An 18,271-nucleotide genomic window follows, 5' to 3' on the forward strand; every position below is an offset into this window, starting at 1 on the left:
GGGCCACCGAGGTGACCACGAGGGCCTGTGCCCGCACGTTCGTGCGGGCACAGGCCCTCGTGGTGTTTCCCTGCTATCGGCAGTGTCGGCGAACCCCTCCCCAGCGAGCAGCACGTCACTGCCGGATGCCCGGGCGGCTTCCTCACCGTTGTCGAGGAGCAGGCCGCCGAACTCGTCCGCGCCGCCGAAGCGCTCTACCTGTACGGCACCTCCTAGCAGGGCAGCGGCGAGCCGATGCGCTACCTCGACGTCGCCGGCGGCCTGCTCGCCTACTACGTCGTCCCCCGCTTGGAGCTCGTCGTCGTGTGCCAGCTCACGCCGCCTGTGTGACCCGCTAGGTCCCGCCGCGACGGCGGATTGGCCGGGCCCCTCACGCTCGAATCGTGATGATCAGTGAGGGCCCGCCATCAGCCTGCGCGGGCAGCCTTCCGCCCCTCACCGGCCGGGACCGACACGAACCGGAGCCCGTCGTGGACACCCACGACAACCGACGCCGTCGACCTCCTGCTCCGAGGCCGCCGGCAGGTCGGCGGCGAACTCCCGCGCCCCCGACACCCGGGAGTAGAACGTGATCACCCGTCGCAGGTCCAGATCGGCGACCGCGCGCAGCACCGCAAGCTGCAGGGCCAGGCGCAGCAGGTCCTCGTTGGGGCGCTGGGAGCGCAGGTCGGCGACGGCCGGGAGGTTGAGCAGGTCGCGCAGGTCTTCGTCGGTGACGATGGGGACCAGGACGCGGTAGTCGGCGAGGAAGCCGTGCTCGCTGCCCTGCCCGAGGGTCCAGGTGTAGACGGTGGGGCCGTAGATCGTCTCGTCGTCCATCGAGCACAGGGCGGGCAGCTGCTGCGCACCCTCGCTGTCGGCACCGTCCGTACCGGCGGGATCGGCACCAACACCAACACCCGGCCCCCCACCGCCAGACGCCGGGCACACCCGGCCGCGATCAGGGTCTTGCCGGATCCGGTCGCAGCGACCACCGTCGCCCGGCCGCCCGTCTTGGTGGCCTTCACGGCGGCGGCGACGGCATCCTTCTGGAACCAGTGCAGCGGCAACGGGTTCACCGGCGCGCCGACGGCCTGCTGGGACGGGACGCGGCCTTGGCGGCGGCCAGGCCGGCGGCGGTGGTCGTGGTGTCCACGGCGGAGTGTCTCCTCGCTGGGGTGGGGTGGTACCGGGTCCGCTGTGACTGAGCACTTCAGTTGGCGAGTTGAGCGTCGGCTGAAGCAGGTGCCGTCGGCCTCAGGTGACGTAATATGTGCCCTGCAGTAATGGCTATTACATTGCCGATGGTGGGGTCACAGCTTCGGGAGGGCTTGATGGCTGGGGACATAGTCAGGACTTGGGTGGCGGGCTGGGCAGTGTCCCGACGGACGCCCCCGCCGGTCGAGAAGCTCTGGGGGTACTACATCGAGGTGGCCGACAACCCCGACGAAGTGGGGCGTCATGTTCTCCCCGAGGCCAAGGAGACATTGGTCCGCAGCGCCGCTGCCTCCGTGTCCGCACCGCGGACCTGGATGAAGATGCCCGCGGAACCGGAGGAGATCGAACCCTGGCTGCCCCGTGGATGGGTGGTGGCTTGGAAGGAGACCGGACATCTGATGGCCGTTGACCTGACGGCCACACATCCGGCCCCACCCGACGGGTACACCACGACTGTCGAGACCATAGGAGCCGTCACCTGCATCCGGGTGCTGGATGCGGCAGGCGAGCAGGCTGCCAAGGGACAGATGGCCGCCCTTGGGGAGGCCGTGGTCGTGGACCGGGTGGTGACAGAGGAGACCCACCGGCGGCGCGGACTGGGCGGCTTCGTGATGCGTTCGCTCGCCGACCACGCCGTGCGGGAGGGCGCCGTTCTCGGCGTTCTCGGCGCAACGGCCGCCGGGCGCGCGCTGTATGAGACGCTGGGCTGGAAGAAGCACGCAACGCTCACGGAGTGCATCTACCGGCCCTGAAGCCAGAAGCACCCCTCTTGCAAGAAGAGGACTCGGAGCAGTCGGTCGCCGGCGGTGGGGTGTACCGGCCCACCGCCGAGCTCGCGTACACCGCAGGGACCGGCGAGGAGCGGCACCGGCTGCGGGCGTTCGTCGAACGGCACCGCCCCGGGGTCGGCGCCGAGGAGACCGCGGCGCAGCTGGCGGCCTGCGCCGCCCTGGGGAGCAGTCGGGCCCGGGTGGCCGGGGCCGGGCGTGGGAGCGGCGCTGGCGATCCTTCCCGCAGCTGCTGGTCGTCCTGGTCGGCACGGCGGCCGCCGGGGTGCGCGGCGCGGTGGCGGACCTGCGCCTGGCCGCCGAGGAGAACCCGGCCACCGCCGAGCTGCTCACCGCCGTCCCGGCCGACGCCGCCCGGATCGAGGACCTGGTCCAGCGCGGCCCGTCCGCACCGGTCTGGCACCCGCTCGGCGGCCGGGGCGGGCGGGCGTGCTGGTGGACCGAGCTGTAGGCGCCGCGCGAGGTGGCCGGCCATGACGCTACCTCGGGTGACCGCTCGTCGGCCCACCACGTCGGATCTGGCGGGCGTCTCCGGGGCATCGCTGCCACGATCCCCGAGCGCCGTGACCAGGAGGCCAACCGCCGACGCCGGGGGCGCCTCGGCGGCCGACCGCCCGCCTTCGACAAAGTGGTCTACCGCGACCGCAACGTGGTCGAACGATGATTCGTACGCCTCAAGCAGTTCCGCGCGATCGCGACCACGTTCGACGAGCTCGCCGACCGCTACCGCGCCGGAGTCGTCCTGGCGTCCCTGGTTCTCTGGCTCCGTGAGCCCGTCAGGTGATCATTTGTCAGACAGGCCCTAGCGCGGACGGGTGGATCCCCTATCAGGCGAAGGACGCCCGCGAGCCAGCGCAGGACTCGTTCGCCGCTGCCCGAGACGGCCAGGCGATCACGGTTCGTGCCAGCCGGGGCACCGATGGGTGCATCACGCGCCCCGGAGGTACTGGTCAGCGGCGGTACATCAGGTGCATCACGCCGTTGTGGGGGGCGAGGGTGGGCTGGCCGGCCATGACAGGCTCGTGGGTGACATCGTGCCGGTTGTACCAGTACCCCCCATCCCCATTGGTTTGTGCGGCGACGATCCTCCCGTCGCCCCCGCGGACCGCCAACCAGAGGGTGTTGTTCGCGTTTGTTGCGATTGCGGGTCCGTCTGGAGTGCTCCAGCCCGAGGGGATCGGCTGAGGGGTGGACTCCCCTCCGGCTAGGTCCTTGTAGAGCAGGCGGAGTTTACCGCTCTGCTGGCTGTCGCGGAAGGCTACGACCATGTGGCCAAGGCGATCGGTCGCACCCATCTGGTCGTGGGTTTTGATGCCTGTCCCCTGACCGGTGTGCAGCCATGTTCCGTTGGAGTCGTCGAAGTTCAGGTACAAGACCTCCCAGAGACTTCCGGGGGGTTGCCTGTACAGGCACCGCAGTTTGGTATCCACGCGCACCAGGCAGGGGGCATCCTCGGATTCTGCCTTCACGTCAACGGCGGGCCAACTGTTGCCGTTGAGGTGGCTGGTGACCAGGTAGCCCTCCAGCGCGACGACGACAGCGTGCAGCTTTCCGTTGTGCTCGGCCAGGGCGGGCCTGTAGTCGCTCCTCCAGTTGTTGCTCACCTGGACGGGTACCCGCCAGACGCCGTCCTCCAGCACACTCCACATCACCGCCCGGTCGCCGTGGCGGATGTACATGCAGTGGAGCTTGCCTTGGAACGAGCACAGCTCCGCCGGTGAAGAGCTCTCCCAGCCGAGCGTGACCGGGGCGCTCCAGGTGGAGCGGACGGGGTCCCAGGTGACGTACTCCAAGGCGCCGAAGGGGAAGACCGGCCGGTCGCCGGTGTACTTGACCTGCAGGCTGTGGTGGCCGTCGCCGTTGAACTCCCAGACGGCGTCCTTGCGGTTGTACAGCGTCACCAGGGCATGGCGGTCGAAGACGAACATCCGCTCGCAGGACAGGTCGTCACCGTTCTGGAACAGGTCCCTGAGTACCTCTTTGAGGCTGACGAAGATCTGGAGGACCGTTTCGACGGCATCGATGATCTCCCCGCCGACGCCGGTGATGCCCTTGAGGATGGTCAAAGTGAGTTCGACCCAGATGGGTCGGTTCAGCCACGCTTCCAGGACCGTGAAGAGCTTGTCGTACCACTCGGAGGGGCTCTGGTCGGCCTCCCACACCTGGACGAGCATGACCACGAACTCCCCGGCGGGGCCTTCGAAGACCAACTTCCTGTCCGCACGGAACGTGCGGGTGTCGCCCTCCACGACCGCACCGAACTCCAGCGACTGGTAGGTACCCCCGGTGGTCTTGTCCGACCGTGCGGCGGCCGTGAAGTAGATTTCGTCGCGGCCACCCCCCTGGTCGCCGACCGCACGCCTGCAGGTGAAGCTCTCGAACTGGAACGTCGCCTTGTAGGTCGGATTGAGCCGGTCGGGGTCGGCCGGCGGTGGGCCGGTCAACGCCGTGACGCCGAATCCGACATCGCCCAGGGCCGCGGTGAAGGCGGTGCTGTCGACCGGCTGGCCCGCCGCCACCGCGGCAAGGTCGACCTGCGCGCAGTTCGCCCGGCCCGCATTCTCCTGGCGCATCGCGGGCAGGTGCGCGATCAGATCGGCGAGCCCGAAGCCCTCAGCCACCGGCTTGGCCGTGACCACGGGCGGCAGCAACGGCACCTCGCCCAGGTCCCTCACCGTCGCCCGGTACTCCGACCCCGCCGCTGCGATCTCCTGGTCGGTCAGCACCGCGCCCAGGATGTCCAGCACGGACTCCTCCAGCTCGGTCAGCCCATATCCCAGCCCGCGCCGTTCCGCGGCACGCAGCGCCACCCCGAACAGCACATTGTTCTGCCTGCCCTGCCGCAGGCCACGGCGCCACTTGTTGTCCGCGTACGCCCCCGTGTCACGCAGCAGGTCCCGTACCCCTCCCGCGACATCGCGCACCGACGCGTGATCATCCGCCGACCCCATGCTGCCAGCCCTTCGTCCTCGCGGCGCCGAGAGTGGGCACCCGCAGCAAGCGGAACCTCTCCTCAGCCGTCCGACCGCAAACCAGGCGAAGACCCGGCTCCCGGGCCAGTCTCACGCCACCCCACCCCCAGAGACAACGCCAGAAAACCGAGTTCAGCCGCACGGCGGAGCAGGGACGCAAGACCCGTCGGGCGGTCGAGTCGTTCCTCGATCATGTCGTCGGTGACGATCTCGTACGCCACCTCGATGCCGTCGAGCAGCCGCTGACGACGCTCGTTCGCTCGGGCGAGCGCGTCGGCGTCGCGGGCACCCAGCAGCCGGTCGACCGGGATCTTGAGCAGAGCCTCCAGTTCGGCCAGGGTCGGTTCCTCGCGCAGGGGACACCAACGAAACTCCCTGATCAGGGCCTACTCAAGCGCTGAACGGAGCCTGTTCCCATGCTCCACATGATCGTTTCCCAGTCGAATGACAGCGGCCGTGGGGCACTGGCCGCCAACGTGTGCCCGCCAAGCCCTCAGTCGTAGGCGAGTTCGAAGAAGAGCAGCTCTGGGGGACGCGGCGCCGCACGCGCGTCGACGCCGACCTCACCGCCAGTAAACCCTGAAGCCATGAGCGCCTGACACCTGTACCGCCTGCTCCGGCCTCTCAGGTAGAGGCGGTCCGCCGCCCGCCGTCACCTGCACGGCGGGCGGTACGGCGTGCCGGGGAAGTAGCGGTGCCATTGATCGGCGGTGATGGTGGCGCCGACCAGGTCGCAGAGGCGGGCGGTGACCCGGTCGATGTCGGGGTCGATGAGGTAGGCCCGGCCCTTTTCCCCGCTGTAGACGTCACCGGCCTTGTCGATGAGGAGAGTATGCCCGTCGGGGCTGAACGCGGCATGGGCCGAGCGGCGCGGGCCGGGGCAGGTCGCCGTGCTTTTCGGAGCCGGTCGACCTCGTGGGCGGCCCTGTCGGCGGCGGACCGTATCGTTGGCGGAGATCACCGTCCGAACGCACAAGGGGGCACACATGACCGTTCACCGGCCCGGACTGCCGGAGGACCTTCCGCCGGCCGAGGAGCTGTGGGCACGCTGGGCGCTGCTCGCCGCCCTTGAGGCGACCACCGAGGACGAGGAGCGCCCGCCGCGCTACCGGACCGGCCGGTGGATCGATGACGAGGGTCTGCACTGGGACGACTGCGGTTGCACTTGGTGGGTCATGTCCAAGGCGGGCGAGGGCCGGTTCGTGCTCTACGGCGAGGACGAGGCGGGCGACGTCAAGTGGTACGAGCCGGCGATCGACGTGCTGGCGGGCGGCCCGGACTGGCTGCCCTACGAGGCACTGCGGGACCGGCTCGCAGGGCACGAGATCGGCTGCGTCTACTGGTACGAGAACGGCGCCTGGGCCCGGGCGCCGTACCCGGACGGCCTTGACGACGACGGCCTGGACTGCGGTATGAGCTCCTTCATCGACCGAAGCGAGGTGCTGGGCGATCTGACGAACCACCTGGACGACACGATCGACGGGCAGAGCGCGGACAGCCTCCTGGCCGACGCGGAGGCGTACCGGCTGGAGCCGCAGAGGCTGCTGGAACGCCTGGGGCAGACCAACGGCAACGACGATCCGCTGGACCGGCCGGCCATCGTCCGGGCGCTGGCCCGCGCAGGCCTGGCAGGGGAGTTCGCGGCGACCGACACCCTCTGAGCCGCCTGATGCGTCCCCGGGCCGGAGCGGGATGCGGCCGGAGCCCGGTCAGAAGTCCAGGACCTCGCGGTCGAGCGGATACTGCGCACGGTGGAGGCCCTCGTACGGCGAGGGCGTGATCGGCAGGACGCCGGTCGGCTGCCGGCCCAGGTTGTCGTCCCAGATCCGGGGTTCGACCTGTCCGAGGACGCGGAACCGCTGGAAGGTGAACGGCGGGCTGTCGGTCGGGAAGAACTCGGCTGTGGTCGTCACCCGGAAGTGCAGGTGCGGCGTGGTGGAGTTGCCGCTGTTGCCGATCAGCCCGAGGACCCGGCCGACTTCTCCTGGGCGATGACCGACCTGGACGACACCTCTGCCGCGGTCGCCGCCGTCTGCTGATGGCCGGGCACCGGGACAGACGTAGCCCACGCAGCGGCCTCATCCTTTGCAAGGCAACTACCAGACCTACTCACCCCCGTAGATACCCGCCCGATCAGCCTTCGATGGCACACGCTTAAGGTTCGGTGTCACAGGACACCGAGCCACGATAGTTGTCACATCGCCACGCAAACTGTCACCAAGGTCGCCAGCCAGTGCGCTCGCCACCAGTAGGGGCGCGTCCTGTCGCACCGCAGATGGTGGATTCTCACTCGGTCTCATCCGTGTTCTCGGGATCTCACCGCATCGTGTGCCGCGTGCGAGCTTTTGCCTCGCCCAGGCAGTTTGGTGTCGCTTCGCAGGCGGCGTTCTCGTCGCTCCTGCCACCGTCGGCCGAGTGTTCGCTAGGACCGTAGGTGCCAACTCCGGGTGTGCGGCGTGCCGCTTGTCTTCAGTTCACCAGGAGTGCGATGGCGACCTTCAGGCGTTCGAGGTAGAACTCCCGCGACTGGGCCTGGTGCTTGAGGCCGATCGATGTGCTGATCATCGTCTGCGCTACGAGGGCGGCCCGCTTCTGGCCTGAGTCGACGGCGATCGCATCCGTGATCAGCTCCTCGAAACGCCGTGGAGCGGTCTGTGCGATCTCTCCAAGGAGGTCGGGGTTGTCCTCGACGACCACGGCGACATCGCGGGCCATCGGGCCGACGTAGCGGCCCGCCCATCGGTCGAAGGCTTCGAGGAGACGTTGCGGAAGCGGGCGGTCGACATCGCTCAGGACGTGTTCGACCGCCGCGATGTCGCGTTCCAAGGCCTGGGTGACCGCAGCGCGGAACAGGGCCTCCTTCGAGGAGAAGAGGAAGTAGAGCCCTGGGCGGGAGATGTGTGCCGCCCGCGCCACTTCCTCCATCGAGGTCTTCCGGTAGCCGAATCGAGCGAACGTGGCCAGGGCGGAGTCCAAAACCGTGGTCCGACGGTCGGTCTCGGCGGTCGGCGATGCCAGGGGGCCGGCCTCGGGGCTGTTCATGGGGCGATCGTAGAGGGCGGGAGTCTCGCTATACAACTTCAGTCAAGTGTGTATAGCATCGGCACCATGGCAGCTCGCGAACCTCTCGCCACGTCCTTCACCGCCGCCACCACGGCCGCCGAGGTGGTGCAGGACGTTGACCTCACCGGTGTCCGGGCGATCGTGACGGGAGCCTCCTCCGGAATCGGGGTCGAGACGGCTCGCGCGTTGACCGCGGCCGGGGCACGGGTGACACTCGCCGTGCGGAACACGGCCGCGGGTGACGCCGTCGCCACAACGATCGAGAGCTCGACCGGACGGATCCGCCCACGGGTTGTCCGGCTGGACCTCGCCGACAGGGCCAGCGTCGCGTCCTTCGTCGAGGCGTGGAGCGGCCCGCTTCATCTGCTGATCAACAACGCGGGCGTGGTGACGGGCGGCCTCGAACGAACCCGCGAAGGTTGGGAGTTGCAGTTCGCGACAAACCACCTGGGTCATCTCGCCCTCGCCGTCGGCCTGCACGACGCCTTGGCCCTCGGAGCGTCCGAGCGCGACGGGGCACGGATCGTCTCGGTCAGTTCGACGGCGCACATGCGTTCCTGCATCGACTTCGACGACCTCCACTTCGAGCGGCGCCGCTACGATCCGCAGATCGCCTACGCCCAGTCGAAGACGGCGAACTCCCTGTTCGCCGTGGAGGCGACCCGCCTGTGGGCGTCCGATGGCATCGTCGCCAATGCGGTGAATCCCGGTGGTGTCGCGACGGGTCTGCAGCGGAACTTCACCGCGCAACAGAAGCGCTCACTCGATGCGGCCGAGGCCGCCGGAGTCTTCACGTACAAGACGCTCCAGCAGGGAGCCGCCACCACGATGGTCGCGGCCGTCGCCTCGCAGTTCGCCCACTCCGGAGGCCACTACCTCGATGACTCGCAGGAGGCCTACACCGTGGCGAACGACGCCGACCTCGCGCAACATCCGCACGGCGTCAAGGAGTGGGCACTCGATCCCGCTCTCGCCAAGCGCCTCTGGGCGGTCTCGACCGACCTGCTCAGCACCTGATCTCCCGACGCCACGGCACCGCGCGCCCGCCCTCCGGACGGCGACAAGCCGGCCGCCCAGGATTCCGCAGATCAGTTGCGGGGACAGCAGGCGTGCGCCACTCGTGTCGGTGAAGTTGGCGAAGTTGGCGGACAGGGGCCTCTGCGTCTGAATCATCGTGGTGGCGTGACGGTTGCTCGGAGTGTTGCCGCTGGGGCCCCAGCGGTAGTGCGGGGGTTCGAGGTCGCGCATGTCGACCGGGACGGCGGCGAACACCGCGTGGCGTTGGCTGACGCTGCCGGGTGCGGTTCGAGGATGGACGGCCGGTACGGTCGTTTCCCTCCTGGCGAGGGCAGCGCAACCATCCCGGGCTGTGGTGGTCTTCGACGTCCGGTCGGCACATCGGCTACGAGTCGTGGCTGGAGCGCGACCACGCGATGCCGCTGGACTTCGACCAGCAGGTCACCGGCTTCGCGTCGCAGCCATTGTGGCTGTTCTGGCAGGAGGGCGGGAAGCGGAGATCACACGCGCGCCGGACTGGTTCTCCCGCCGTGCCGACGGCTCGGGGCCGGTGGTCGACTGCCGTCCGCCGAACCGGATCAAGCCGCGGGACGCGGAGGCATTCGCGGCGACGGAACGGGCTTGCCGCGAGATCGGCTCGTCCTACCAGGTGGCCGGAGCCGTGGAGCCGGCCCTGTAGGCCAACATCCGGTGCCTGGCCGGCTATCGCCGTCCCCGGCATGCCAGGTGGCGCCAGCTAAGAAGTGCCATGATCCCTGAGCTCGACATCCCCAATCCGTCTCACCAAACCTGGCAATCCGCAGCTCGACATAGCCGCGTCCGCCGTGAATCAGTGAGACCGGACAAATCGCAGCACGCGACCAGCGGCCGGACCCAAGTGCGATTGCGACTGCTCCACGGATCGCAGTCGCGCCCATGGCCTGCGACGGGGAGTTTCGGCGACGCGCAACTCACCAGCCGTGCGGGGCGAAACTCACCGGCAGCCGGCGGGCCGGACACAGCTACGTACCTGCCCGGGGGCGTCAGTGCCCGAAACTGCCTGTGTGGGAGAGTACGACGCGATCATGAATCCTGGGGGTGGATCAGTGCGCGCGCGTCATCGCGCGGTGGTTGGGGTCGTTCTGGCGGTTCTCGGCGGGTCGGCCTGTTCAGTCGACCCGCCGGCCGGTCCGGGGACAGCCGCTGTTTCCAGTCGGGTGCCCCTGGAGCGGCTCCGCGATGGCCTACTGACACGGGACCAGCTGCCGCAGGGTTTCCAGCTCCTCACGGAGGACGTCAACTCGACGACGACCGGTGCTCCGCACACCCCGTCGACGATCCCCATTGCGTCGATGCCCTGCTCCGAACTCGGTGTCGAGTCCTTCATGACGACTCACGCCCTACCCGCGGAGGACGTGGCGGTGGGGTTGGAGCGGACACCGGTCGGCGACGAGGACATGGGCTGGTTGGGTCAGGAGTCGCTCGACCGGTACGCACCCGAGCAGGCGGCCGCGGTCATGGCCTCGATTCGCGGCGCCGTCCAACGCTGCGCCTCTTACACCACCACGAGCCTGGACGGTGGGCAGACCCAGGAGACGGCGTCCGCCACGGCGGCCGAGATTTCGGCGGACGACAGCCTGTTGCTCCGCACCACGTGGACCCACCCCGGTGACCCGAAACCGTTCGTCGGAGAAACCGCTTTCGTCCGCATGGGGGATGTGATCCTCATGGTGCAGCAGGTCGCGGACAAGAAACCGCCGTCCGACACGGAGAAGATCCTCGCCGCAGCCGTGCAGACGTACCGCGCTGCTGGCGGCTGACACCGCGCCCTTCACTCTTCCATGCCCGGGCACCCCAGAGCGGGAAACAGCGGGACATATCCCGCCGCCCTCGACGCCTTCGCGTCCTGGCAGAACGGCCTCTGCCGACCCGAGGCCGGGGAACTCCTGCGTCTGGCGGCCGGCCCCGGCCCGCGCCGCGCGCCTGACCCGCGCCCAGATCGCCGCCCCCCTCAAGCGGGCGGGACGCAGCCGCAAGCTCGACACCGAGACCGACCGCCTCCGCGAGGTCTTCCGCGCCGAGTACGCCCACCAGCCCCAGCTAGGGCGTGTTTCAGAAGTGGCGCCGGGCCCGCTACGCCGGGCATCCCGCCTGGACGCACGACCGGCTGCCGGCGACATACCACCGCACCCATGGCGTCACCTACTTACACAGCTGCTACTCCACCGGCGACGACACCCTGTGGGTCGTCAACCGCCGGCGCAAGGGCATCTTGAACACCCTGGCCGCGCTCCGCTCGATCCGGGCAGTCCGCCCCGACGGCGCCCCGGTCTACGTGATCCTGGACAACCTCTCCGCCCCACAACGGGAAGAAGATCCGCCGCTGGGCCACCGACCACAAGGTCCACCTCTGCTTCACCCCGACCAACGCGTCCTGGGCGAACCCGATCGAGGCGCACTTCGGACCGCTGCGGCCGTTCACCCTCGCCAACCCCAACCACCCCAACCACACAGTCCAGACCCGTGAACTGCACCAATCCCTGCGTTGGCGCAACGCCAACGCCCGCCACCCCGACGTGCTCGCCGCCCAACGCCGCGAACGCGCGCGCATCCGCAGCGAGAAGGGCCTGCGCTGGGGAGGCCGCCCGCTCACCGACGCAGCCTGACCCGCCAGGACACCCGGAGCCCTGCTGGCACTGAGCCTCAATGGACGCGGACCGGCTGACCGCGCCGTCAGTCCGTGAAGCGCGCAAGGCGGCTGAGGTCGGCGGTCAGGTCCAGACCCAGCGCGGTGGCCAGGTCCGTGGCGTGCTCCCAGAGCTCGTACTGGATGGGCAGTTGGTAGTCGGGGTCGGCCAGCAGGACGGACAGTACCCCGATGACGGCGGCGGGGGAGGCCAGGATCGGCACGGGCAGCGGCTCGGGACCATGTACGACGTTGCGGCCGTCCGCAATCATCCACACGTACCGCCAGCCCTCGCGCTGGTCCCACCAGAACTCCAGCCCGTGCGGCCACGCCGTGGTGTAGCGCAAGGTGGCCGACAGCAGCCCGTCAGGCCCTTGCCTGGTGGACCATTCGTGCGGCACGTACGGGCTGGTGGGTCCGTCCGCTCGGGCAACCGCCTCCACGTACCGCTGGTGCGGCAGCTCTCCGACGGCGCTCATCGGCCGACGCCCTGCCGGCGGCCGATGACGACGACGACCGCTCCCGGAGGATCGCCGCCTCCATACCGCAGACCGTGGGACGGATCGTGGTCCGCACACGTGTGCCTCCTGGCGGAGGCGGCGCGGCTGCGGCGGGTGGAGTCATGACGGTGTGCCTCCCGTGAGGGACGGATCACGGCACGTTAAGGGGGCGGGAGCGGTACTTCGATACTGAGGTGAAGCTACCAGAGGGCGACTTGTCACCCGCCAGAGATTCCGATGCCCGCCATCCCTTGAACGTCGCTCCCAACCGCTCGCCGTCCAGCACCGCGGACCGCCAGGGGCTGGTTCCTGATGCACCGTCAATCGCCCGCCTCAACCCCGTGAACCCATGCGGTCAGAGCACGTCGGGGTCTACGGTGTCGCGTTCGAAGCTCCTGTGGGCGGCGATGCTGACGGGTGGTCCGCTGGGGGCGATGCGGCGCGGGTCGTTGCCGTGGGCGCCCTGGTGGAGGAGGCGGCCGGTGCTGGTACCGGCGATGCGTTGGATGGTGGCCGGGGGCAGATCGGCGAGCTGGCCGACGGTCGTGCCGCCGTAGCGGGCCAGGGCGGGGTCCTGACAGCCCCCTCCTCAGCGCCGTCGCTCCGGCCACCGGGCTGCTCGACGCCTCAACCGCCTGGCGCGGGCGACGAAGGCGACGAGGACCGCGGTGAGCAGGCCGGCGAGGCCGATCAGCGCGACGGTGAGGCGTGGCAGGCGGGTGGAGGTCGTGTCGAGCTGCGCCTTGACGGCAGGGCCGGCGCCTGAGGCGTGCGGAAAGGTGATCACGGCGTGGTACGTCTCGTCGAGGAGTCCGCTCTTGAGCTCGAAGGTGGCATTCCAGGGCCCGTCCTCGACCGGGTCGGTCACGACTGCCTCCACCGGTTCGGACTGACCCGGAGCCAAGCTGGTGCCCAGGTCAACGGCGTAGGGGCCGGCGTTGAGTCGTCCCTTCACCTGGGACAGTTTCAGCGTGCCGGTCAGGTCGAGGGCCCGACCGCCGGTGTTGTGGACCTGCGCCAGGACGATCGCTCGCCCGGTGGCGTCGCGCTGGGCGGTCATGCTGTCGATGCTGAACTTCGCTGCCGGGGGGTTGTCGCCGTTCACCGAGAGGTAGACGCGGATACCGGTGCGGTTCACCAGGGCGACGCCGCTCCTGTGTTCGTCGCCGACCTGTGCCCAGATGACCCCGTACCTCTCGCCGGGAGGCGCGTCCTTCGGGACGGCGATGGTCACCGTGTCACGGACACTGCCGCCGGAGGGAATGTCGATGTCGTCCTTCTCCATGGTGGTCCAGGAGGTGAGTTCGCTCACCGTCTTCCCCGCGGCGCCCACGAAGGCGCCGTGCGAGATGTCGGCTGCGTCCGGGTACACGCTGACGCGCAGGGGGGACGCGGTCCTGTTGGTCACCTCGATGCGTCGGTGCACGGTCGTGCCCGGCGCCAGGTTGTCGACGACGTACTGCCGGGCCCGTGGGTCGTCGGCCAGGTCGGCGGGGATGTCGACCAGCCGTACGCCGACACTGCCGGCCTGGTCGGCCGGCGTCCCCTGGGGCAGGACGCCAGCACCGACCGCGGGGCGGACGGTGCCGACGCCCACCGCGAACACGCTCGCCGTGAGCACCGATACGGGAATGAGCCTGCGCACGGTGGAAATCCCCCTTTGCTGATCGGACCTGATCAGGAGACCGAGTGGGTGATCGTCGAACTGTAGGTCCCGGCAAGGGCGTTGGCGGGCAGCGTGACGGAGATGGTGGGGTTCCAGGTGGCGCTGTTGATGCCGGACACGCCGGTGGCGACCTGGACGGGACCTGGCGGGTAGAGCGGGGCCAGGTTGGTGTTGGTGACGATGGCAGTACCCGTGACCGCGGCGCTGGGGCTGGTGTAGCTGCTGGAGCCGGCGGCGGACACCGAGATGTTCTGCGGCCCGGTGAAGTCGACCGCGTTGGCGACCACGGTCCAGCCCGCCGTGCCGCCCCGCCCGTCGGTCACCGAGACCGTTCCGAGCTGGCTGCTGACGGTCTGCGGGCTGCCGCTCACGCTGACCAGACCCAGGTTCGCCGTGCTCGTCGGCACGGTGATGTCGAGCGTGCCGGCCGTGATCTGGATGGTCACCGGGGTCGAGCCGCTGCCGGAGGCGAACGCCGGAACCGGACCGGCCATCAGAGCCACCACAACGCCAGCGGCCACCGAGGACGCTATGTACCTACGAGTACGCATGCTTCTACCTCACTGAGATGCCAGGAGAAAGAGTGGGAGCGATGTGCTCCCGATCGATTCGAATAGTTCCCCGGCATTTCCGGGAAGTAATGCCACATTCTCCGGAATCATCCGATTGCCTCGAACCGGCCTTCGACCTGCGCCGATGCCTCTCGCCATCGCTGCAAGTCGCAATTTCAACGGACTGGGTATTTTCCTGAGCGTTTGTGTCTTGGAGTGTGGTGAAAGGGGGCCGGATCCCTGCCGCCGTCCTGGCGAGCTGATGGTCCTGCGGACCATTTCCGCTGCCGATGCGCACGTTATTGTGATTTCAACCGAGTGGGGAATTCCCGGAGCATCGACCCGCCCGGGCCCGGGGGTCAATCCGACGAACTGTTGATCTACGCGCGGCCGGGCACTGGCATAGCAGCGATCCGGACGTCCTCGTGGTGATGGACGCGGCACCGGGCGCGGCTGGTGGCAGCCCCCGCCGGGCCGACGGGTCGAATGTTTGTCTCCGACAAGCAGTGGGGGTTGGCCGAGCCGGTGATCAGCGCCTGGAAGGCCCGGCACCCGTCGGTCAGCGGCGATTAGGGCGTGTTGTGAAAGTGCTTGCTGTGGGTATCGGGGTGAGCAGAGCGATAGCCATTGATCAATCGCGACCGGGCTTCATACCATCTCCTGATGGGACATGACGACCTTCCGACTCTTGAACTCGCGTTTCCCGGTCCGGAACGTGACCGTGGCGTCGCGGCAATCCTGAGCGGTCAGAAGACCGCGCTCACGGGCCTCCTGGAGATCTACGAGCACGCCGGAGAGGCGGTGCCGCAGACCGGCCAGCGGTTCTCGGTGCTCGACTCCGAGGGTCGTCCGGCCGTCACGATCGAGCTCGTCGACGTACGGGTCGTTCCCATGAAGGAGATCGACGACGACTTCGCGCGAGCCGAGGGGCGCGGCTACTCCGACGTGGCACAGTGGCGGGCAGCCCACGAAGAGTTCTTCCGGAGCGATGGCGTGAGCGAGTTCTTGGGTCGTATCCCCGTCATTGACGACGACACGCTCGTCGTGGCCGAACGCTTTCGGGTGGTCGAGCCTGACGATCCCGCGTGATCGGTGACCCGCATCCGACTCAATAAGAGCCCGGGAGGGCCAGCCGGGGCCGTGCGAGGTGCTGGGAAGGCTGTCGGTCATAGCCACTCGTTGATGGCTGCGACCAGCACTGTTGCCTCATGGCGGACGGCGAGCTTGTCATCTCTCGTGGCTACGGCTCGGTGGCGCTTCAGCCGGTTGATCCCGCATTCCACCGCGTGGCGCTCTTTGTAGTCGGCCTTGTCGAACTTGGGCGGTCGGCCGCCTCGGGAGCCGAGCTTCTTGCGATTGCGGACCTGGTCGGACTTCTCCGGGATCGTGCAAGGGACGCCTCGGCCGCGCAGGTAGGCGCGGTTCGCGCGAGAGCCGTACGCCTTATCGGCGCGGACCTTGTTCGGTCTGGTGCGCGGTCGACCCGGGCCGACGCGGGGCACCCGGATGCCTTCCGGTACGGGCTGGAACTGCGGACTGTCGTGCCGCTGGCCGCGGTAACGAGCAGGGACAGCGGCTTCTGTCCCTGCTCGACCGCGAGGTGCACCTTGGTGGTCAGCCCGCCACGCGAGCGTCCGAGGCCGTGGTCGTCGGGCTCGGTGTCGACGCCACCGGGAGGCTCCTTCTGCAGGTCCCCCTTTTACGCGCCCCGGCGGCGTGCTGGTGGGCGCGGGCGATCGTGGGCGGGTTGGCGGTGTCGGGCCAGCGGCGTCGCCGGTGCTCCAGCCAGGCGAGGACGGCCTGCAGGGTGAGCTCGTCCAGGGGACGGACGCGGCCGTCGATGACGAGCCGGCGGTCGCCGATGTCGAGGTCGTCGAGCTGGAGGCAGCGGATCGCGCCGGGCCGGGCGGCGTGGATGGCTGCGAGGGCGAGGATCAGCCGGTCGCCGCCCTACCGTGCCCGCCCGGGGCGAACTGGCGATGTCCCCCGAGGACGCCGACCTGATGATCGCCGCCCCGCCCCCGCTGGGGCCCGGCCAGTGGGTGGGCTTCACCCTCACCTTCCGCCACAGCCCACCGCTGCGGCTGGTCGCCCGGATCCTGCCACCGGGCGCGCGGCCGCACTGAGGCCCGGCACCGGGCGGGTGGACCCCGAGGGTGCCGGGCCACGTTGAACCAAGTGGTGGGCGGCCCGTGTGTGGGGCGCGGCCGCGCACCGCCTTCACGCCGGCGGGGACGGCGGACCGCTCCGTGGCGGGTGTCCTCGACCCGCCGCCGGGGGTGCTGGACGGTCCTACGACGGGTCTTCGCGCGGTGCCCGGCCGCTTCCTGACCCGGGCCGGTGCCGCCATCGTCGAACGAGGGCGACCAGCAGCGCGAGCACAGCGGAGGCCGCCAGGACGAGCAGCCAGTTGCGCTGGTAGGGCAGCGGCAGCACCGTCGGGTTGGCGTCGTCGGCCCCGGCCCGCAGCACGGCGGGCAGGGCGATCGCGGTCACGGATGCGGCGACGATCAGCCAGCCGCGCAGGACCGGTCCTCGTGCCAGGGACGAGCCGAACAGGCACAGCAGCGGCAGCCACAGGCCGTCGTGCACCACCAGGCCCCCCACCACCCAGGCCAGTACGTCCCACGGGTCGGTGATGTGGACGTCGTTCAGCAGCCCGTACAGGCCGAAGCCGGTCAGGGCGAGTCCGGCGGCCAGCACGGCGCCGCGGAGCCAGGCGGTCATCAGATCACCTCGATTCTGGCGACCCACTTGGTCTGCAGCACGCCGGGTCGGTCAGGCGCGATGATCCGGGCCGGGAAGCCGTGATCCGGGGCCAGGACCTCGCCGTTGACCCGGAGAGCCAGCAGGGTGAGCGGGTCGTCGACGTACTGCGCGGGCATGACCATGACCCCGTACGGCCCGGCGTCCAGCGAGGTGACGCGCACGGCGGAGCCCGCCGGTGCGCCGGCTCGCGCCAGCAGGTCCGCCACCCGGACGCCGGTCCAGCGGGCGCTCGCACTCCACCCCTCCACGCAGGCGATGGGCAACACCACATCGTGCTGCGGCAGCCGGCTCAGCTCGGCGAGCGTGAGCCGGTACGGCTCCGGGCCCTCGACCTGGAGCCGCCAGTCAGCGGGAACGTCGGTCGTCCCGGCCTGAGCGGCTGTCCGGTTGACCGGCAGGCCCTGGGGGCCGAGATCGGGGCGGCGCGGGGCCAGCAGATCCAACCCCCGCAGCCAGGGCACGGCCTGCCCGGCCGTGGTGAGGGTCACCACGCCCACGGCGGCGGTGACCGAGGTCAGGAACGCCCGGCGCCCGGTCACCGGCGCCGCGCGCCGCCTTCTCCAGTGCCGGGCGATGAGCGGGGCTTTGACGGCGATGTGGACCAGCAGCCCGCCGATGGCGAGCCAGCCGAGCCAGAAGTGGGTCTGCCGGAACGGGAACGGCCACACGTACCACTGCAGGGTGTTCAGCAGGCCGGTGAACAGCTCGAGGAGAGTGGCGCCCACCAGGACGGCGATGGACAGCCGTTCGAGCGCGTGCAGCACGCTGCGCGCGGGAGGCCATTCGAACAGCCGCGGGTAGACCGTCCACAGCTTGGCCCCGGCCAGCGGGATCGCGGCGATCCCGCTGACCACGTGCAGTCCCTGGGTGACCCGGTAGCCGTTCGCGGGGCGGGAGGGCAGGAGGCCGGCCAGCCAGTGCGGCGGGTTCTGGAGCAGATGGCTGGTCAGGCCGGTCAGGAAGCAGACGATCAGCGCGGCGCCCAGCCACCGGCCGATGACGACGGCGGTACGCGGCTCGTGCAGCGGCGAGCGGAACGCGCCGTCGCGGAACGGTCCGCGTCGCAGGAACGGCGGCGGGGGC

At 69.7% G+C, this 18,271-nt stretch carries 19 protein-coding genes and 4 pseudogenes; 11 read left to right on the plus strand and 12 right to left on the minus strand.

The features are described from left to right. Positions 1-435: 435 nt before the first annotated feature. A complete protein-coding gene (locus ACZ3YL_RS35760; protein WP_465661667.1) occupies positions 436-819 on the minus strand; it encodes a hypothetical protein in 384 nt (127 codons plus the stop codon). Positions 820-893: 74 nt separating this feature from the next. Further along, positions 894-1,058: pseudogene (locus ACZ3YL_RS35765) on the minus strand (DEAD/DEAH box helicase family protein); the annotation flags it as partial. 351 nt (positions 1,059-1,409) lie between these two features. On the opposite strand from ACZ3YL_RS35765, the gene ACZ3YL_RS35770 reads away from it, so the two are divergent. The 3 genes and pseudogenes from ACZ3YL_RS35770 to ACZ3YL_RS35780 form a co-directional block, all read left to right on the plus strand. Next, positions 1,410-1,949 carry a GNAT family N-acetyltransferase gene (locus ACZ3YL_RS35770; RefSeq protein WP_465661593.1) on the plus strand — a complete coding sequence of 180 codons (540 nt, stop codon included), beginning with the start codon at positions 1,410-1,412 and terminating at the stop codon, positions 1,947-1,949. A gap of 313 nt (positions 1,950-2,262) precedes the next feature. Beyond that, the gene (locus ACZ3YL_RS35775; protein WP_465661595.1) at positions 2,263-2,436 is read left to right on the plus strand and encodes a hypothetical protein; all 174 of its coding nucleotides are present in this window, start codon (positions 2,263-2,265) and stop codon (positions 2,434-2,436) included. Positions 2,437-2,439: 3 nt separating this feature from the next. After that, positions 2,440-2,791 (plus strand): annotated as a pseudogene (locus ACZ3YL_RS35780) (IS5/IS1182 family transposase); the annotation flags it as partial. A gap of 144 nt (positions 2,792-2,935) precedes the next feature. Here ACZ3YL_RS35780 and ACZ3YL_RS35785 read toward each other — a convergent pair. Further along, positions 2,936-4,909 (minus strand): hypothetical protein, encoded by a 1,974-nt coding sequence (locus ACZ3YL_RS35785; RefSeq protein ID WP_465661597.1) that lies wholly within the window; start codon positions 4,907-4,909, stop codon positions 2,936-2,938. 59 nt (positions 4,910-4,968) lie between these two features. Between ACZ3YL_RS35785 and ACZ3YL_RS35790 the strand changes: the two genes are divergently transcribed. Continuing rightward, positions 4,969-5,358: a hypothetical protein gene (locus ACZ3YL_RS35790; protein ID WP_465661599.1), complete on the plus strand. Its 390-nt coding sequence runs from the start codon at positions 4,969-4,971 to the stop codon at positions 5,356-5,358. Between the two features lie 251 nt (positions 5,359-5,609). Here the strand turns inward: ACZ3YL_RS35790 and ACZ3YL_RS35795 are convergent, their stop codons facing one another. Then, positions 5,610-5,918 carry a hypothetical protein gene (locus tag ACZ3YL_RS35795; protein ID WP_465661601.1) on the minus strand — a complete coding sequence of 103 codons (309 nt, stop codon included), beginning with the start codon at positions 5,916-5,918 and terminating at the stop codon, positions 5,610-5,612. Positions 5,919-5,943: 25 nt separating this feature from the next. Between ACZ3YL_RS35795 and ACZ3YL_RS35800 the strand changes: the two genes are divergently transcribed. Next, entirely contained in the window at positions 5,944-6,618 is a 675-nt protein-coding gene (locus ACZ3YL_RS35800) for a hypothetical protein (protein WP_465661602.1), read from the plus strand. Between the two features lie 48 nt (positions 6,619-6,666). Here ACZ3YL_RS35800 and ACZ3YL_RS35805 read toward each other — a convergent pair whose 3' ends face one another. After that, the gene (locus ACZ3YL_RS35805) at positions 6,667-7,026 is read right to left on the minus strand and encodes a hypothetical protein (protein ID WP_223242277.1); all 360 of its coding nucleotides are present in this window, start codon (positions 7,024-7,026) and stop codon (positions 6,667-6,669) included. A gap of 400 nt (positions 7,027-7,426) precedes the next feature. After that, positions 7,427-7,999: a TetR/AcrR family transcriptional regulator gene (locus tag ACZ3YL_RS35810; protein WP_465661604.1), complete on the minus strand. Its 573-nt coding sequence runs from the start codon at positions 7,997-7,999 to the stop codon at positions 7,427-7,429. A gap of 66 nt (positions 8,000-8,065) precedes the next feature. Here ACZ3YL_RS35810 and ACZ3YL_RS35815 point away from each other — a divergent pair, with 66 nt between their 5' ends. From ACZ3YL_RS35815 to ACZ3YL_RS35830, 4 genes and pseudogenes are all read left to right on the plus strand, one after another. Beyond that, entirely contained in the window at positions 8,066-9,037 is a 972-nt protein-coding gene (locus ACZ3YL_RS35815; RefSeq protein ID WP_465661606.1) for an SDR family NAD(P)-dependent oxidoreductase, read from the plus strand. Between the two features lie 281 nt (positions 9,038-9,318). Then, positions 9,319-9,777, plus strand: coding sequence for a TnsA-like heteromeric transposase endonuclease subunit (locus ACZ3YL_RS35820; RefSeq protein ID WP_465661608.1), 459 nt, complete (start codon positions 9,319-9,321; stop codon positions 9,775-9,777). Positions 9,778-10,080: 303 nt separating this feature from the next. Next, a complete protein-coding gene (locus tag ACZ3YL_RS35825) occupies positions 10,081-10,836 on the plus strand; it encodes a hypothetical protein (RefSeq protein WP_465661610.1) in 756 nt (251 codons plus the stop codon). A 341-nt stretch (positions 10,837-11,177) separates the two neighbouring features. Continuing rightward, a pseudogene (locus ACZ3YL_RS35830) lies at positions 11,178-11,682 on the plus strand (transposase); the annotation flags it as partial. Positions 11,683-11,749: 67 nt separating this feature from the next. Here ACZ3YL_RS35830 and ACZ3YL_RS35835 read toward each other — a convergent pair. From ACZ3YL_RS35835 to ACZ3YL_RS35845, 3 genes are all read right to left on the minus strand, one after another. Next, complete coding sequence (locus ACZ3YL_RS35835) at positions 11,750-12,181, minus strand: hypothetical protein (protein WP_465661612.1); 432 nt, start codon at positions 12,179-12,181, stop codon at positions 11,750-11,752. Between the two features lie 610 nt (positions 12,182-12,791). Continuing rightward, positions 12,792-13,847 carry a hypothetical protein gene (locus ACZ3YL_RS35840; RefSeq protein ID WP_465661613.1) on the minus strand — a complete coding sequence of 352 codons (1,056 nt, stop codon included), beginning with the start codon at positions 13,845-13,847 and terminating at the stop codon, positions 12,792-12,794. Between the two features lie 32 nt (positions 13,848-13,879). After that, positions 13,880-14,362 (minus strand): hypothetical protein, encoded by a 483-nt coding sequence (locus ACZ3YL_RS35845; protein ID WP_188304916.1) that lies wholly within the window; start codon positions 14,360-14,362, stop codon positions 13,880-13,882. A gap of 720 nt (positions 14,363-15,082) precedes the next feature. On the opposite strand from ACZ3YL_RS35845, the gene ACZ3YL_RS35850 reads away from it, so the two are divergent. Next, positions 15,083-15,508: an ASCH domain-containing protein gene (locus ACZ3YL_RS35850; RefSeq protein ID WP_188308408.1), complete on the plus strand. Its 426-nt coding sequence runs from the start codon at positions 15,083-15,085 to the stop codon at positions 15,506-15,508. Between the two features lie 77 nt (positions 15,509-15,585). On the opposite strand, the pseudogene ACZ3YL_RS35855 reads toward ACZ3YL_RS35850, so the two are convergent. Next, positions 15,586-16,159, minus strand: a pseudogene (locus ACZ3YL_RS35855) (IS5 family transposase); the annotation flags it as partial. A 239-nt stretch (positions 16,160-16,398) separates the two neighbouring features. Between ACZ3YL_RS35855 and ACZ3YL_RS35860 the strand changes: the two are divergent. After that, positions 16,399-16,545 carry a hypothetical protein gene (locus ACZ3YL_RS35860; protein WP_465661615.1) on the plus strand — a complete coding sequence of 49 codons (147 nt, stop codon included), beginning with the start codon at positions 16,399-16,401 and terminating at the stop codon, positions 16,543-16,545. Positions 16,546-16,711: 166 nt separating this feature from the next. Here the strand turns inward: ACZ3YL_RS35860 and ACZ3YL_RS35865 are convergent, their stop codons facing one another. Beyond that, entirely contained in the window at positions 16,712-17,146 is a 435-nt protein-coding gene (locus ACZ3YL_RS35865; RefSeq protein ID WP_465661617.1) for a hypothetical protein, read from the minus strand. Continuing rightward, positions 17,146-18,255, minus strand: coding sequence for a molybdopterin-dependent oxidoreductase (locus ACZ3YL_RS35870; protein ID WP_465661665.1), 1,110 nt, complete (start codon positions 18,253-18,255; stop codon positions 17,146-17,148). The genes ACZ3YL_RS35865 and ACZ3YL_RS35870 overlap by 1 nt, the downstream gene beginning before the upstream one ends. Positions 18,256-18,271: the final 16 nt, after the last annotated feature.

Source organism: Kitasatospora sp. NPDC023176 (assembly GCF_055560495.1).